Source organism: Bradyrhizobium betae, assembly GCF_050632175.1.
Lineage (GTDB): Bacteria > Pseudomonadota > Alphaproteobacteria > Rhizobiales > Xanthobacteraceae > Bradyrhizobium > Bradyrhizobium betae_B.
The window spans coordinates 2,525,265-2,539,454 of the sequence record NZ_CP192576.1 but is presented as its reverse complement, the minus strand read 5'-3'; the positions used below and the strand labels follow the sequence as shown (position 1 = coordinate 2,539,454).

Annotated in this window: 13 protein-coding genes; 7 read left to right on the top strand and 6 right to left on the bottom strand. The window is 63.7% G+C overall.

What is annotated here, in order from left to right:
• Nucleotides 1–304 precede the first annotated feature (304 nt).
• The gene (locus ACQ86E_RS12325; RefSeq protein WP_431205610.1) at nt 305–1,111 is read left to right on the top strand and encodes an N-acyl homoserine lactonase family protein; all 807 of its coding nucleotides are present in this window, start codon (nt 305–307) and stop codon (nt 1,109–1,111) included.
• A gap of 57 nt (nt 1,112–1,168) precedes the next feature.
• Here ACQ86E_RS12325 and ACQ86E_RS12320 read toward each other — a convergent pair whose 3' ends face one another.
• Nucleotides 1,169–1,711 (bottom strand): MarR family winged helix-turn-helix transcriptional regulator, encoded by a 543-nt coding sequence (locus tag ACQ86E_RS12320; RefSeq protein ID WP_431205609.1) that lies wholly within the window; start codon nt 1,709–1,711, stop codon nt 1,169–1,171.
• A gap of 111 nt (nt 1,712–1,822) precedes the next feature.
• On the opposite strand from ACQ86E_RS12320, the gene ACQ86E_RS12315 reads away from it, so the two are divergent.
• The 5 genes from ACQ86E_RS12315 (at nt 1,823) to fahA (ending at nt 7,414) form a co-directional block, all read left to right on the top strand.
• Nucleotides 1,823–3,442 (top strand): FAD-dependent oxidoreductase, encoded by a 1,620-nt coding sequence (locus ACQ86E_RS12315; protein ID WP_431205608.1) that lies wholly within the window; start codon nt 1,823–1,825, stop codon nt 3,440–3,442.
• 22 nt (nt 3,443–3,464) lie between these two features.
• On the top strand, nt 3,465–3,689 hold the full coding sequence (locus tag ACQ86E_RS12310; protein ID WP_375311583.1) for a DUF2783 domain-containing protein: 225 nt from the start codon (nt 3,465–3,467) through the stop codon (nt 3,687–3,689).
• A gap of 23 nt (nt 3,690–3,712) precedes the next feature.
• Nucleotides 3,713–4,669: an MBL fold metallo-hydrolase gene (locus ACQ86E_RS12305; RefSeq protein WP_431205607.1), complete on the top strand. Its 957-nt coding sequence runs from the start codon at nt 3,713–3,715 to the stop codon at nt 4,667–4,669.
• Between the two features lie 2 nt (nt 4,670–4,671).
• Nucleotides 4,672–6,018 carry a homogentisate 1,2-dioxygenase gene (gene hmgA, locus ACQ86E_RS12300; protein ID WP_431205606.1) on the top strand — a complete coding sequence of 449 codons (1,347 nt, stop codon included), beginning with the start codon at nt 4,672–4,674 and terminating at the stop codon, nt 6,016–6,018.
• 124 nt (nt 6,019–6,142) lie between these two features.
• Nucleotides 6,143–7,414, top strand: coding sequence for a fumarylacetoacetase (fahA, locus tag ACQ86E_RS12295; RefSeq protein ID WP_431205605.1), 1,272 nt, complete (start codon nt 6,143–6,145; stop codon nt 7,412–7,414).
• Nucleotides 7,415–7,451: 37 nt separating this feature from the next.
• On the opposite strand, the gene ACQ86E_RS12290 is transcribed toward fahA, so the two are convergent.
• Nucleotides 7,452–7,763 carry a DUF1272 domain-containing protein gene (locus ACQ86E_RS12290; RefSeq protein WP_431205604.1) on the bottom strand — a complete coding sequence of 104 codons (312 nt, stop codon included), beginning with the start codon at nt 7,761–7,763 and terminating at the stop codon, nt 7,452–7,454.
• Between the two features lie 73 nt (nt 7,764–7,836).
• Nucleotides 7,837–8,316 (bottom strand): Lrp/AsnC family transcriptional regulator, encoded by a 480-nt coding sequence (locus ACQ86E_RS12285; protein ID WP_162006083.1) that lies wholly within the window; start codon nt 8,314–8,316, stop codon nt 7,837–7,839.
• A 120-nt stretch (nt 8,317–8,436) separates the two neighbouring features.
• Between ACQ86E_RS12285 and hppD the strand changes: the two genes are divergently transcribed.
• Complete coding sequence (gene hppD, locus ACQ86E_RS12280) at nt 8,437–9,555, top strand: 4-hydroxyphenylpyruvate dioxygenase (protein WP_431205603.1); 1,119 nt, start codon at nt 8,437–8,439, stop codon at nt 9,553–9,555.
• A 123-nt stretch (nt 9,556–9,678) separates the two neighbouring features.
• Here the strand turns inward: hppD and ACQ86E_RS12275 are convergent, their stop codons facing one another.
• The 3 genes from ACQ86E_RS12275 to ACQ86E_RS12265 form a co-directional block, all read right to left on the bottom strand.
• Nucleotides 9,679–10,785 (bottom strand): CaiB/BaiF CoA transferase family protein, encoded by a 1,107-nt coding sequence (locus tag ACQ86E_RS12275; RefSeq protein ID WP_431205602.1) that lies wholly within the window; start codon nt 10,783–10,785, stop codon nt 9,679–9,681.
• A gap of 207 nt (nt 10,786–10,992) precedes the next feature.
• Nucleotides 10,993–11,793: an FAD binding domain-containing protein gene (locus ACQ86E_RS12270; protein WP_431205601.1), complete on the bottom strand. Its 801-nt coding sequence runs from the start codon at nt 11,791–11,793 to the stop codon at nt 10,993–10,995.
• 13 nt (nt 11,794–11,806) lie between these two features.
• Nucleotides 11,807–14,149 (bottom strand): xanthine dehydrogenase family protein molybdopterin-binding subunit, encoded by a 2,343-nt coding sequence (locus tag ACQ86E_RS12265; RefSeq protein ID WP_431205600.1) that lies wholly within the window; start codon nt 14,147–14,149, stop codon nt 11,807–11,809.
• Between the last annotated feature and the right edge of the window lie 41 nt (nt 14,150–14,190).

Sequence of the window (14,190 nt, the reverse complement as noted above, 5' to 3'; positions counted from 1 at the left end):
CCGCTTGGAGATTCGGCGTTATCGCGACAATTGACCGCGATGCTCGGGAACGCTGCAAGGGGAATAAAAGAGGGATTGTCACTGTCGCGCTCGACACGATTGGGGTGGGTCTTGCGGCGGACTTGCGAGGGCCGCCAAATCTTGAGGCAGCTACGTTTTAGGGCCGTTATGGCGAATCCAGTGTGATAGGTCTCACATTTCGGCTCTGCCCTGGTCGCAACGCGCGGTGTTTGACCTTTCTGGCGGACAATGGCTTGGTGCGCGCGATCGTCCCGCAAGATCCAACTCAAGAAAAAGCAAGACCATGGGAAACGCCTACGAAATCTACGCCCTGCGCTATGCGACGATGACGCCGCGCACCCCCAGCATGAATTTCCTGGCGCCTGACCCGCATGACAGCGCGGCGCAGGACCTCGACTATTTCGTCTGGCTGATCCGCGGGCATGGCCGCGACATCCTGGTCGACACCGGCTTCAATGCCGAGGAAGCGAGCGCGCGGGCGCGCAAGCTGACGATGAATCCGGTCGACGCGCTGGAGCGCTTCGGCGTTGCGGCATCGAGCATTCGCGACATTATCGTGACGCATCTGCATTACGACCATGCCGGCAATCTCGACCGCTTCCCGAACGCGCGCTTCCATCTCCAGGAGCGCGAGATGGCCTACGCGACCGGGCGCTGCATGTGTTACGGACTGTTGCGACATCCGTTCTCGGTCGAGCACGTCACGCAGATGGTGCGCCATGTCTATGGCGAGCGTGTCACCTTCTATTCCGGCGACGGCGAGGTCGCGCCCGGCGTCACCGTGTACCGTGTCGGCGGCCATTCGGACGGTTTGCAGGTGGTCAAGGTCGAGACTGCGCGCGGGCCGGTGGTGCTGGCGTCCGATGCCGCGCATTACTACGCCAATCTGCAGCGGCGCAGCCCGTTTCCGATCGTCCTCAACATCGGCGACATGGCCCAGGGCTGGGAGACGATCGAGCGACTCGCCGGTCATCCCGATAGATTCATTCCCGGCCATGATCCGATCGTGACGGAGATCTATCCGCGCGCCAGCGACAAGGTCGACGCCTGGGCGCTGCACCTGCCGCCGTCGCGGTCGTTTGCGAAATGATGCGATAGCGTCATTCCGGGCTCGCCGCTTTGCGGCGCCCCGGAATGACAGCGGAGACTAATAAGCCTGCTTGGCGTCGGCCTCTTCGCTGGTCTGGATCAAATCGAGGCTGTCCTCGATCTTGCCGAGCAGAACCGTGAGCTGCTTGCGCTCTTGCGCGGACAGGCAGGCGAGGATCTCGTCTTCCCGCCGCAGCAATCGCGGGAACAGCTCCTCGTAGAGGGCGCGGCCCTTGGCCGTCAGTTGCAGGCGGAATTCGCGGCGGTCGGCCTCGTTCTCGACCCGCTCGATCAGCTTTTCGTGCAGCAGCGTCGTCACCGCGCGGCTGATGGTCGATTTGTGCGTGCGCGTGCATTGCGAGATGTATTGCGCACTGCAGGCATCGTTTCGGAAGCCGAGCGTGGCGATCACGCGCCAGGCCGGAATATCGAGGCCGTGGCGCTCCTGATATTCGACCGAGAGCGCGGCGCTCACCTCCGCGGCGAGCCGGTTGAGGCGGAACGGGACGAACTTGAACAGATCGAGCCGGGTTTTTTCTCGCGGCGATGCCTCGCGAGCCTGCCGTGTCTTCAGCGCGATGTCGCTGGATGTCCTCGCCAAGCAGAGCGCTCCGAATTCCCAGTTGACGGCCGGCCGGCTCCGGTCCAAAATAGTTGCACGTGAGACTATCTAGCAGATCAGTCTTCTTCTGACCAGAGCCGAGGTTAGTGTATGGCGCCCGCCAATACGGATCAGGCCAAAACCCAGTTCGGCTATCGCCGTCATCCCGACCAGGACCGAGCCGACCAAAATCCGGCGGAGCATCCGGTCGTGATCGTCGGGGCGGGTCCGGTCGGGCTGTCGCTGGCAATTGATCTTGCCCAGCGCGGCCAGCACGTCGTTCTTCTGGATGATGCCGACCGAATCGGCGAAGGCTCGCGCGCGATCTGCTTCTCGAAACGTTCGCTGGAATATTGGGACCGGCTCGGCGTCGGCGACCGCATGGTCGACAAGGGCGTAGTGTGGAGCGTCGGCCGCATCTTTCACGGCGATTCCCAGCTCTACCAGTTCAACCTGCTGCCGGAGGATGGTCACAAGCGGCCGGCCTTCATCAACCTTCAGCAATATTACGCCGAGGCCTATCTGGTCGACCGCATCGGCGATTTGCCCGCGATCGACCTGCGCTGGCGCAACAAGGTGACGGCGCTCGAGCAGCGCAACGACTCCGTTGCACTGACCATCGAGACGCCGGAGGGCGCCTATCGCCTGCACGCGCAATATGTCATCGCCTGCGACGGCGCACGCTCCTCGCTGCGGCAGATGGTTGGCGCCGAGTTCGCCGGCCAGGTGTTCGAGGACCAGTTCCTGATCGCCGACGTCAAGATGACCGCGGAGTTCCCGACAGAGCGCTGGTTCTGGTTCGATCCGCCGTTCCATGCGGGACGTTCGGCCCTGCTGCACCGGCAGCCCGACGACGTCTGGCGGATTGATCTCCAGCTCAATCGCTATGCCGATCCGGTCGTTGAGAAGAAACCCGAGAACGTGAGGCCGCGGATCGCACGCATGCTCGGCCACGACAAGTTCGAGTTCGAGTGGATCTCGCTCTACAAATTCCAGTGCCGACGGATGGACCGCTTCATCCACGGCCGCGTGATTTTCGCCGGCGATTCCGCGCATCAGGTCTCACCGTTCGGTGCGCGGGGCGCCAATTCGGGTCTTGAGGACGCCGAGAACCTGTCCTGGAAGCTCGATCGCGTGCTGCGCGGCAAGTCGCCCGCGAGCCTGCTCGAGAGCTACCACGTCGAGCGCAGCATGGCGGCCGACGAGAACATCCGCGAATCCACCCGCTCGACCGATTTCATGGCCCCGAACTCACACCAGGAGGCGCGGCTGCGCAAGGCCGTGCTGTCGTTGGCCAAGGAGACGGAGTTCGGCAAGCGCATGGTCAATGGCGGCAGGCTCTCGGTGCCGTGCAGCTATGACTCGCCACTGTCATCGCCCGATGCGGATGTGTGGTGCGGCGGACCGGCGCCGGGGCGTTCGATGCTCGATGCGCCGATTGCGGGCGAGAGCGCCTATTTGACGGATGAATTCAGCAAGGGCGGAACGGAGTTCACCTTGCTGTCGTTCAGCAATGGCGCGGTGATCGAGACGCCCGATGGCGTCAAGGATATCCGCATCGGCGGCGCGGGCGGACTGGCCGATCCCTCGGGCCTCGTCGCGAAGCGCTACGATGCCGAGCCCGGGGCAGCCTATCTGCTGCGGCCCGATGGCTACGTTGCGGCGCGCTTCCGTCATCTGACGCGCGAGCTGGTCGCGGCGGCGCTGTCGCGCGCCCGAGGCCTGAATTGAATGGCTTGAATTGAGGATCGGCATGCCGCTTTCCACCAACTCCAACTTCGCGCGACCTGACGACGCCTTTCGCGCCATCGTCGAAGCGCATCGCGGCCTGACCGATGAGCAGAGCGCGGATTTCGACGCGGCGCTGGTGCTGATCCTCGCCAACCATATCGGCGACCTCGACGTGCTCCGGGAGGCGATCGGGCTTGCAAAGCGCCGCATGATCGACGGCCAGCAGCAACAACAGCAACAACAATAACCTCGTGACCTAAGGATGAATTGATGGCGAAGAACTTCGCGTCCACCGGCGATCTCTCCGAGAAGAAAATCACCTTCTCCGAGATCGGCTCCGATCTCTACGCCTTCACCGCCGAGGGCGATCCGAACACGGCGATCATCGTCGGCGACGACGGCTGCCTTGTGTTCGATGCGCAGTCGACGCCGGCGATGGCCAACAAGGTGATCGAGCGCGTCCGCACCGTTACCGACAAGCCGATCAAATATGTCGTGCTGTCGCACTATCACGCCGTGCGCGTGCTCGGCGCCTCCGCCTACAAGGCACAGGGCATTGTGGCCTCGCAGGAGACCCATCGGCTGATCGCGGAGCGCGGCCAGCAGGATTGGGATTCCGAATATGGCCGCTTTCCCCGCCTGTTCCAGGATGCGGCCAGCATTCCGGGCCTGACCTGGCCGACTCTGACCTTCGAAGGCGAGATGTCGATCTATCTGGGCAAACGCGAAGTGCGCCTGATGCAGCTTGGCGCCGGCCACACCTCGGGCGACATCGTCGCCTGGGTGCCGGATGCCGAGGTCATGTTCTCCGGCGATCTCATCGAGTATCACTCGGCCTGCTATTGCGGCGACGCGCATTTGCGTGAATGGCCGCTGACGCTGAACGAAATCCGCAACTTCAATCCCAAGGCGATCGCGCCGGGTCGCGGCGATGCGCTGAAGGGCACAGCCACGGTGCGCGAAGCCATCGCGATGACGCGCGACTTCGTCACTTCGCTCTACGGCGCCGCCGAGATCTCCGTCGCCAGAGGCCGGACGCTGAAGGAAACGATGGCGGCGACGCGCGAAGTGATGGATCCGAAGTTCCACAGCTTCGCCATCTACGAGCACTGCCTGCCGTTCAACGTGTCGCGCGCCTATGACGAAGCGTCGGGGATCGACGATCCCGTGATCTGGACCGACAAGCGCGATCAGGAAATGTGGGCCGCCCTGCAAGGAGGAGGATAGTCATGAACATCAATACCTCGCCTGATCAGATCATCCGCAGTTCGGCGCAGGTCACGCCGGGCTACATGTCCGGCTTCGGCAACAGCTTCGAGACCGAGGCGCTGCCGGGCGCACTGCCGATCGGGCGCAACTCGCCGCAGCGCTGCGCCTACGGGCTTTATGCCGAGCAGCTGTCGGGCTCGCCCTTCACCGCGCCGCGCGGCAGCAACGAGCGCTCATGGCTCTACCGCATCCGTCCCTCGGTCAAGCACTCCGGCCGGTTCGAGAAGGCCGATGCCGGGCTGTGGCGTTCGGCGCCATGTCATGAATACGATTTGCCGATCGCGCAATTGCGCTGGGACCCGGCGCCGATTCCGAAGGAGGATACGACTTTCCTCCAGGGCGTGCAGACCATGACGACGGCAGGCGACGTCAATACGCAGGCCGGCATGGCCGCGCATGTCTATCTCATCACCAAGTCGATGGTGGACCAGCATTTCTACAATGCCGACGGCGAGCTGATGTTCGTGCTCCAGCAGGGAGACTTGCGCCTCGTCACCGAGTTCGGCCGCATCGACGCCGAGCCCGGCGAGATCGTGGTGATCCCGCGCGGCGTCAAATTCCGGGTCGAGATTCCGAACGGGCCGGCGCGCGGCTATCTTTGCGAAAACTATGGCGGTGCCTTCACGCTGCCGGAGCGCGGGCCGATCGGCGCCAATTGTCTGGCCAATGCGCGCGACTTCCTCACGCCGGTGGCCTATTACGAAGACAAGGATACGCCGACCGAGCTCTACGTGAAGTGGGGCGGCGCGCTGTTCAAGACGACGCTGCCGCACTCGCCGATCGACGTGGTCGCATGGCACGGCAATTACGCGCCTTACAAATACGATCTGCGCGCCTTCTCTCCGGTCGGTGCGATCGGCTTCGATCATCCCGATCCCTCGATCTTCACGGTGCTGACCTCGCCGTCGGAGACCGCGGGCACGGCGAACATCGACTTCGTGATTTTTCCGGAGCGCTGGATGGTCGCCGACAACACCTTCCGCCCGCCCTGGTACCACATGAACATCATGAGCGAGTTCATGGGCCTGATCTATGGCGTCTACGACGCCAAGCCGCAGGGCTTTGTCCCCGGTGGCGCGAGCTTGCACAATTGCATGCTGCCGCACGGCCCCGATCGTGACGCCTTCGAGCATGCCAGCAATGGTGAGCTGAAGCCGGTCAAGCTGACCGGCACGATGGCTTTCATGTTCGAGACCCGTTACGCGCAGCTCGTCACGGCGCATGCCGCCAAATCGTCCACGCTCCAGGACGATTACGCCGATTGCTGGAAGGGGCTGGAGAAGCGGTTCGACCCGAACCGGCCATAGATCCCTGTCGACTGATCTCCGTCATGCCCGGGCTTGTCCCGGGCATCCACGTGTTCAGGCAAAGAAAGATCGTGGATGGCCGGGACAAGTCCGGCCATGACGGTCTTATTCTCGGAGAATTCACGTGCCTCACCCCAACGATCCCAGCCTCCGCTCCTTCATCGACGTCGATGCCGCCTCCGACTTCCCGATCCAGAACCTGCCTTATGGCGTGTTCTCGACGGCGGCAAATCCGACGCCGCGCGTCGGCGTGGCGATCGGCGATCACGTGCTCGATCTCTGGGCGCTGGAGCAGGACTCGCGGCTCGATGTCGGTCCGCTAGGGGTGTTCTCGGGGCCCTCGCTCAATCCGTTCATGGCATTGGGCCCGAAGGTTTGGGCGAAGACGCGGACACGGATCAGCGAGCTATTGCGTCACGACCATCCGGAGCTGCGCGATAATGAAGAGCTGCGCAATTCGGCGTTGGTGCCGATGCGCGAGGCGAAGCTGCATCTGCCGTTCAACGTCTCCGGCTACACCGATTTCTACTCGTCGAAGGAACACGCCACCAATGTCGGCGTGATGTTCCGCGGCAAGGACAATGCGCTTCAGCCGAACTGGCTGCATATGCCGATCGCCTATAACGGCCGCGCCTCCACCGTCGTGGTGTCAGGCACGAAAGTGAAGCGGCCGCGCGGTCAGTTGAAGCCGCCGAACGTGGAGGTGCCGAGCTTCGCTCCGTGCAAACGGCTCGATTTCGAGCTGGAGATGGGCGTCGTGATCGGCCAGCCCTCGCCGATGGGCGGCATGCTCACGGAGCAACAAGCCGAGGAGATGATCTTCGGCTTCGTGCTGCTCAACGACTGGAGCGCGCGCGACATCCAGCAATGGGAATATGTGCCGCTCGGTCCGTTCCTCGCCAAGGCGTTCGCGACCTCGATCAGCCCCTGGGTGGTGACGCGCGAGGCGCTGGAGCCGTTCCGCCTTAAGGGGCCGGAGCAGGAGCCGGTGCCGCTCGACTATCTCAAGCAGGCGAGCTCCCAGAACTATGATGTCGAGCTCGATGTGTCATTGCGCCCTGGCGGCGCGAATGCGCCCACCAGCATCAGCCGCACCAACTTCAAATACATGTACTGGTCCTCGGTGCAGCAATTGATGCACCACGCCTCCAGCGGCTGTGCCATGAACGTCGGCGATCTCCTCGGCAGCGGCACGATCTCCGGCCCGGAGAAAAATCAGCGCGGCAGCCTGCTGGAGATCAGCTGGAACGGCACCGAGCCGGTCGAGCTTCCCGGCGGGGTCAAGCGTACGTTTTTGGAGGACGGCGACAGCCTCGTCATGCGTGGCGGGTGCCAGGGCAACGGCTATCGCATCGGGTTCGGCGAGGTCGAGGGGACTATTTTGCCGGCGGGGTAGGCCCTCGCTGCGCTCGCAATGACTGCGTGGAGAGAGTCTACCGCCTCTCGGGTGGTACATCGCGTATCCGCGCGCAATGCGCCGCGACATCCTCCACGCTGTATTTCAAATGCACGCGCTTGTCCGACGGCACCTGTTTCGTCGTGCATACGCCCGGCCGCCATTCCTGCATTGGCCGGATCGGGCGCGGCGCAAAGCCGCCACCGCAGTTCGGGCAGACGTTGGAGAGTTTTGTCTCCACGCAGTCCGCGCAGAACGTGCATTCGTAGGAGCAGATCCGCGCCTCCGTTGCCTCGGGCGGCAGATCGCGGTCGCAATATTCGCAGTTCGGTCGAAGCTGGAGGGCCATGGTTGAATCTCCGCAAGATGTCCTGATCATCGCAGACGACGTGTGGAGCGCGAAGGCCGTAGTTCCCTCGATTTCAGCCAGCCTTTAGATCCTTCAACGGCAGCCGCGAGCTCTCCTTCAGCCGGTCGAGCACGATCGACGAGCGCACATGCGCCACGCTCTGGTGCGGCATCAGCACATCGTTGACGAGGTTGGAGAGCCCCTTGAGGTCGCGCAGCACCGCCTTGAGCACGTAATCGGCGTCGCCCGTCAGGGAATAGGCCTCCTGGATCTCGTCGATGCGGTTGACCAGCGCGCGAAACCGCTTGGAATTGTCCGGCGAGTGGGTCGCGAGCCCCACCTGGATGAAGGCGATCACACCGAAGCCGAGCGCTTCGCTGGAGAGGTCGGCGTGGTACCCTGAGATCACCTTCTCCTCCTCCAGCCGCATCCGCCGCCGTGAGCACTGCGAGGCTGAGAGCCCTGCGATGTCGGCGAGCTCCTGGTTGGTGAGCCGGCCGTCATCCTGGAGCGCGGTCAAGATCTTGAGATCGAAGGCGTCTACCGAAATCATGCGTCATTTGTCCATTCAATGCACAGATCGTGCATAGGATAGCCCAAAAGCGCCCCATTTGCACGCTCCTTGCGCGCCCAATGAAGGATAGTTCATGGCTGCAGCAATTGGGAGAGCACCATGGGTCCGTTTCCGCACGATGCACCGCCGGCCACGATCACCGCCGACAATCCGATGGGCACCGACGGGTTCGAGTTCGTCGAATACGCCCATCCCAATCCAGAGGAGCTGCATGCGCTGTTCAAGCTGATGGGCTATGCGCCCGTCGCGCGCCACAAGAGCAAGCGGATCACGGTCTATCGCCAGGGCGACATCAACTATCTCGTCAACGAGGAGCCTGGCACTCACGGCTACGATTTCGTCGCCGCCCACGGCCCCTGCGCACCGTCGATGGCGTTCCGCGTGGTGGATGCGAAGGCGGCGTATGACCGCGCGATCTCGCTCGGCGCCGAGCCTGCCGATATTTCATCGGCGCAGAAGACGCTCGATGTGCCGGGGATCAAGGGCATCGGCGGCAGTCTGCTCTATTTCGTCGATCGCTATGGCGCCAAAGGTTCGGCCTACGATTCCGAGTTCGAATGGCTCGGTGCGCGCGATCCGCAGCCGGTCGGTGCTGGGCTGTTCTATCTCGATCACCTCACCCACAACGTCCATCGCGGCCGCATGGACGTGTGGACGGGCTTCTACCAAAAGCTTTTCAATTTCCGTCAGATCCGCTTCTTCGACATCGAGGGCCGCGCCTCCGGGCTGTTCTCGCGCGCGCTGACGAGCCCGGACGGCAAGATCCGGATTCCGATCAACGAGGACGCAGGCGATTCCGGCCAGATCGAGGAATATCTGAATATCTATCGCGGCGAAGGCATCCAGCACATCGCCTGCGGGTGCCGCGACATCTACGGCACGATCGAAGGCCTGCGTGCAGCCGGCTTGCCGTTCATGCCCTCGCCGCCAGAGACCTATTTCGAGCGGATCGACGCGCGCCTCCCCAAGCATGGCGAGGATCTCACCCGCCTGCAGAAGAACGGCATCCTGATCGACGGCGAAGGCGTGGTCGACGGCGGCCAGACCAAGGTGCTGCTGCAGATCTTCTCGGCGAACGCGATCGGCCCGATCTTCTTCGAGTTCATCCAGCGCAAGGGCGACGACGGCTTTGGCGAAGGCAACTTCAAGGCCTTGTTCGAATCGATCGAGGAGGACCAGATTCGGCGCGGGGTGCTGAAGGTGGATACGGCAGCTTAGGTCGCACTGCCGTAGAGTGGGCAAAGCGAAGCGTGCCCACCACGTCCTTCATAGCTTTGAAAAACGGTGGGCACGGCGCTTTGCGCCTTTGCCCACCCTACGCAATCCTTGCCGCAACTCGATCTATCGCTTCCACGCGTTCGTCAAAGCGCCGATCTCCGCTCCCTCCGACTCGCGCACCGACGACGGGGTTCGCGAGAACCTTGGGGCCGGCGCGGGTTGCTTCACGCCGTGGCGCTCGACGAAGACGTTGCGGGCGACCATGTGCGGATGCTCGGTCGCCTCAGACATGGTCAGCACCGGTGCGAAGCAGATGTCCGAGCCTTCCATGATCTTGCACCAGTCCTCGCGCGTCTTGCTCTTGAAGACGGCCTTCAACTTCTCCTTCAGCGCGGGCCAGGCCTTGGGGTCCATCTGCGCGTCGAAATCGGCATCGGTGAGACCCGCATGCTCGCGCAGCAGCGCGTAGAATTGCGGCTCGATCGAGCCGATCGAAACGAAATGGCCGCAGGCACATTCGTAGACGCCGTAGAAGTGAGCGCCGCCGTCCAGAAAGTTCCGGTTGCGGCCTTCGGTCCAGCGTCCCAGCGTTTTCATGTCGAAGAAGAACGACATCAGCGACGCCGCGCCGTCGCACATCGCGGCGTCGACGACCTGGCCCTTGCCGGACTTCTGCGCTTCGAGCAGCGCCGCGAGCACGCCGACGACGAGGTAGAGCGCGCCGCCGCCGAAATCGCCGACCAGATTGAGCGGCGGCACCGGGGCCTCCTTGGTGCCGATCGCGGCGAGCGCGCCGGTGATCGAGATGTAGTTGATGTCATGGCCTGCAGCGTTGGCGAGCGGGCCCTCCTGGCCCCAGCCGGTCATGCGGCCGTAGACGAGTTTTGGGTTGCGCGCGAGCACGACGTCAGGGCCGAGCCCAAGCCGCTCCATCACGCCGGGGCGAAAGCCCTCGACCAGCGCGTCGGCATTCGCAAGCAGGTCGAGCACCTGCGCGATCGCCGCCTTGTCCTTGAGGTCGAGCTCGATCACCTTGCGGCCGCGGCCCGCCACCGACTTCATGCTCTTCTTCGCGCCGACGCGGTCGAGCGTGACGACGTCGGCGCCCATGTCGGCCAGCATCATGCAGGCGAACGGGCCGGGTCCGATGCCGGCGAATTCGACGACACGGAACCCCGAAAGCGGGCCGGAGGTGCGGATGGAAGCGGTCTGGGCTGGTTTATCGAGCACGTTGTTGTTTCCTCGGGCCGCGGGCGTATGCCAGATGCTCTGGCAAATACCTCTGACGTTCCTCTGTGGGGCGAGTTAATTGGCTGATTAACTTTTCCCGCCTTCACGCCAGCGAGGCAAGCGCTTTTCATGCATGGGCGCATAATAAAAGCGGCGCGCATCGCTGCGCGCCGCGGAAGATTTGTGTTGAGACGCTAAGCCGAAACGTCAGCCGGCGGCGGTCACGGCGCGCTGCGCCATCACCTTGATGAGGTTGGCGCGGTATTCCGCCGTGCCGTGGATATCGGCCAGCAGGTTGCTCGCCGAAATGCTGACGCCATCGATCGCCGACGGCGACCAGTTCGCCTTCAGCGCCGCTTCGATCGCGGGCACCCGCATCACGCCGCTCTGCGAGGCGCCGGTGGCGGCAACACGAACCTCGCCTGACTTGGTCTTTGCGACGAAGACGCCGGTGAGCGCGAAGCGCGAGGCCGGATGCCGCATCTTCTCGTAGCCGGCCTTCTCCGGAACCGGGAACGACACGGCGGTGATGATTTCTCCGTCTTCGAGGGCCGTGGTGAACAGGCCCTTGAAGAAATCCTCTGCCGAGATCGACCGCTTGTTGGTCTTCACGGTGGCGCCGAGCGCGAGCAGGGCGGCGGGATAATCCGCGGCGGGATCGTTGTTGGCGATCGAGCCGCCGATGGTGCCGCGATAGCGCACCGCGGGGTCGCCGAGCACCGAGGTGAGATGGGCGATCGCGGGGATCGCCTTCTTCACGTCGGCATTCTGCATGATGTCGAAATAGGTCGTGCCGGCCTTGATGGTCAGCACGTCGCCCGAGAGCTCGACACCCTGCAGCTCCTTGATCTTGCCGAGGTCGATCACGTCGGAGGGGCTGGCGAGGCGCTGCTTCATCACCGGCAGCAGCGTCTGGCCGCCTGCGAGGAACTTTGCTTCGCTGCCCTTGGCGAACAGGCTGGCCGCTTCGTCGACGGAGGACGCGCGATGATAAGTGGTCTGGTACATCTTCCTGCTCCTCTCAAGCCGCGTGGATCGTGCGCCACACCCTGTCAGGGGTTGCGGGCATTTCCAGATTGTTCGTGCCGATCGCATCCGTGATCGCATTGATCACGGCCGCAGAGGCGCCGATCGCGCCGGCCTCACCGCAACCCTTGATGCCGAGCGGATTGCCCGGGCAGAGCGTCGTGGTGTGGGAGAGATTGAAGGACGGCACATCGTCGGCGCGGGGCATGGCGTAGTCCATGAACGAGGCCGTGACCGGCTGGCCGTTGGCGTCGTAGATCGCATGTTCCAGCAGCGCCTGCCCGATGCCTTGCACGAGGCCGCCATGAACCTGACCTTCCACGATCATCGGGTTGATCAGCCGGCCGAAATCATCGGCCGCGACGAAATTGACGAAGGAGGTCTTGCCGGTGCCGGGATCGACCTCGAGCTCGCAGATATACGTACCGGCCGGGAAGGTGAAGTTGGTCGGGTCGTAGAAAGCGCTTTCCTTCAGGCCCGGCTCCATCCCGTCAGGCAGATTGTGCGCGGTGTAGGCCGCGAGCGCGACCATCGGCAGTGCGATCGCCTTGTCGGTTCCCGTCACCTTGAACTCGCCATTCTCGATGACGATGTCGGCTTCGGAGGCTTCCAGCGCGTGTGCCGCAATCTTCTTGGCCTTGGATTCCATCTTCTCCATCGCCTTCAGGATCGCGGTGAGACCGACGGCCGCCGAGCGCGAGCCATAGGTGCCCATGCCGAACTGCACTTTGTCGGTGTCGCCATGGACGATCGAGACCTGGCTGATGGGAATGCCGAGGCGTTCCGAGACCAGTTGGCAGAAGGTGGTCTCGTGGCCCTGGCCGTGGCTGTGCGAGCCCGTGAGGATCTCGATGGTGCCGACCGGGTTGACGCGCACTTCGGCCGATTCCCACAGGCCGACGCCGGCGCCCAGGCTGCCGACGGCCTTCGACGGCGCGATGCCGCAGGCCTCGATATAGCAGGACACGCCGATGCCGCGCAGCTTGCCGTCGGCTTTCGCCTTGGCTTTGCGGGCAGCAAAGCCGGCATAGTCGATCGCCTTCATCGCGGCGTCGAGCGAGGCATTAAAGTCGCCGACGTCATAGGCCATGATCACGGGCGTCTGGTGCGGAAACTCAGTGATGAAGTTCTGCCGGCGCAGCGCGGTCGGATCGACCTTCAACTGCCGCGCCGCCGTCTCCATCAGGCGTTCGATCAGATAGCTCGCCTCGGGGCGGCCCGCACCGCGATAGGCGTCGACCGGCGTCGTGTTGGTGTAGACGCCGACCACCTCGGCATGGATTGCCGGGATGTTGTACTGGCCCGACAGCAGAGTCGCGTACAGGTAGGTCGGAACCGACGACGAGAACAGCGACATGTAGGCGCCGAAATTGGCGTAGGTCTTCACCTTCAGGCCCAGAATCTTGTTCTGGGCGTCGAACGCCATCTCGGCATGGGTCACATGGTCGCGGCCATGCGCGTCAGTGAGGAAGGCTTCGGTGCGGTCGCCGGTCCATTTGACGGGCCGGCCGACCTTCTTCGACGCCCACAGCGCCACCATCTCCTCGGGATAGATGAAGATTTTCGAGCCGAAGCCGCCGCCGACGTCGGGGGCGATCACGCGCAGCTTGTGCTCGGGGGCGATGTTGTAGAACGCCGAGAGCACGAGGCGGGCAACGTGCGGGTTCTGCGAGGTCGTGTAGAGCGTGAAGTGCTCTTCCGCCTCGTCGTAATCGGCGATCGCCGCGCGCGGCTCCATCGCGTTCGGCGCCAGGCGATTGTTGGTGACGTCGAGTTTCACGACATTGGCGGCCTTGGCAAAGGCGGCATCCGTCGCGCCTTCGTCGCCGATCACCCAGTCATAGACCTGGTTGCCGGGCGCCTCAGGGTGAAGCTGCGGCGCGCCGGCCTTGATCGCGGCGTGAACGTCGGCGACCGCAGGGAGCTCTTCATACTCGACGACGACCGCTTCGGCCGCATCGCGCGCCAAATTCTTGCTATCGGCGATCACGACCGCGACGGCCTGACCGACGAAACGCACCGTCTCCGGCGCCATCGCCGGCCATGCGCCCATCTTCATCGGGCTGCCGTCCTTGGAGGTGATGGCCCAGCCGCAGATGAGGTTGCCGACCTTGTCGTCGACGATCTGCTGGCCCGTGAGCACCGCGACCACGCCCGGCATCTTCAGCGCGGCGGACGAATCGATCTTCTTCACCTTGGCGTGGGCGTGCGGGCTGCGGATGAAATGGGCATGGGTCATGCCCTGCAGCTTGATGTCGTCGACGTAGCGGCCCTTGCCGGTAATGAAACGCTTGTCTTCCTTGCGCACGACTCGCGCGCCGATGCCTTCAACACCCATTGTCTGGTCCTCCCGACCGGAATTGTCTTGACCGCGCTTTC

Excerpts from the sequence above, each read along its gene's own strand:
- hmgA (WP_431205606.1), top strand. The coding sequence starts at position 4,672 with ATGAACATCAATACCTCGCCTGATCAGATCATCCGCAGTTCGGCGCAG.
- ACQ86E_RS12270 (WP_431205601.1), bottom strand. The coding sequence starts at position 11,793 with ATGTACCAGACCACTTATCATCGCGCGTCCTCCGTCGACGAAGCGGCC.
- ACQ86E_RS12290 (WP_431205604.1), bottom strand. The coding sequence starts at position 7,763 with ATGGCCCTCCAGCTTCGACCGAACTGCGAATATTGCGACCGCGATCTG.
- ACQ86E_RS12265 (WP_431205600.1), bottom strand. The coding sequence starts at position 14,149 with ATGGGTGTTGAAGGCATCGGCGCGCGAGTCGTGCGCAAGGAAGACAAG.
- ACQ86E_RS12325 (WP_431205610.1), top strand. The coding sequence starts at position 305 with ATGGGAAACGCCTACGAAATCTACGCCCTGCGCTATGCGACGATGACG.
- ACQ86E_RS12315 (WP_431205608.1), top strand. The coding sequence starts at position 1,823 with ATGGCGCCCGCCAATACGGATCAGGCCAAAACCCAGTTCGGCTATCGC.
- ACQ86E_RS12305 (WP_431205607.1), top strand. The coding sequence starts at position 3,713 with ATGGCGAAGAACTTCGCGTCCACCGGCGATCTCTCCGAGAAGAAAATC.
- hppD (WP_431205603.1), top strand. The coding sequence starts at position 8,437 with ATGGGTCCGTTTCCGCACGATGCACCGCCGGCCACGATCACCGCCGAC.
- ACQ86E_RS12310 (WP_375311583.1), top strand. The coding sequence starts at position 3,465 with ATGCCGCTTTCCACCAACTCCAACTTCGCGCGACCTGACGACGCCTTT.
- ACQ86E_RS12285 (WP_162006083.1), bottom strand. The coding sequence starts at position 8,316 with ATGATTTCGGTAGACGCCTTCGATCTCAAGATCTTGACCGCGCTCCAG.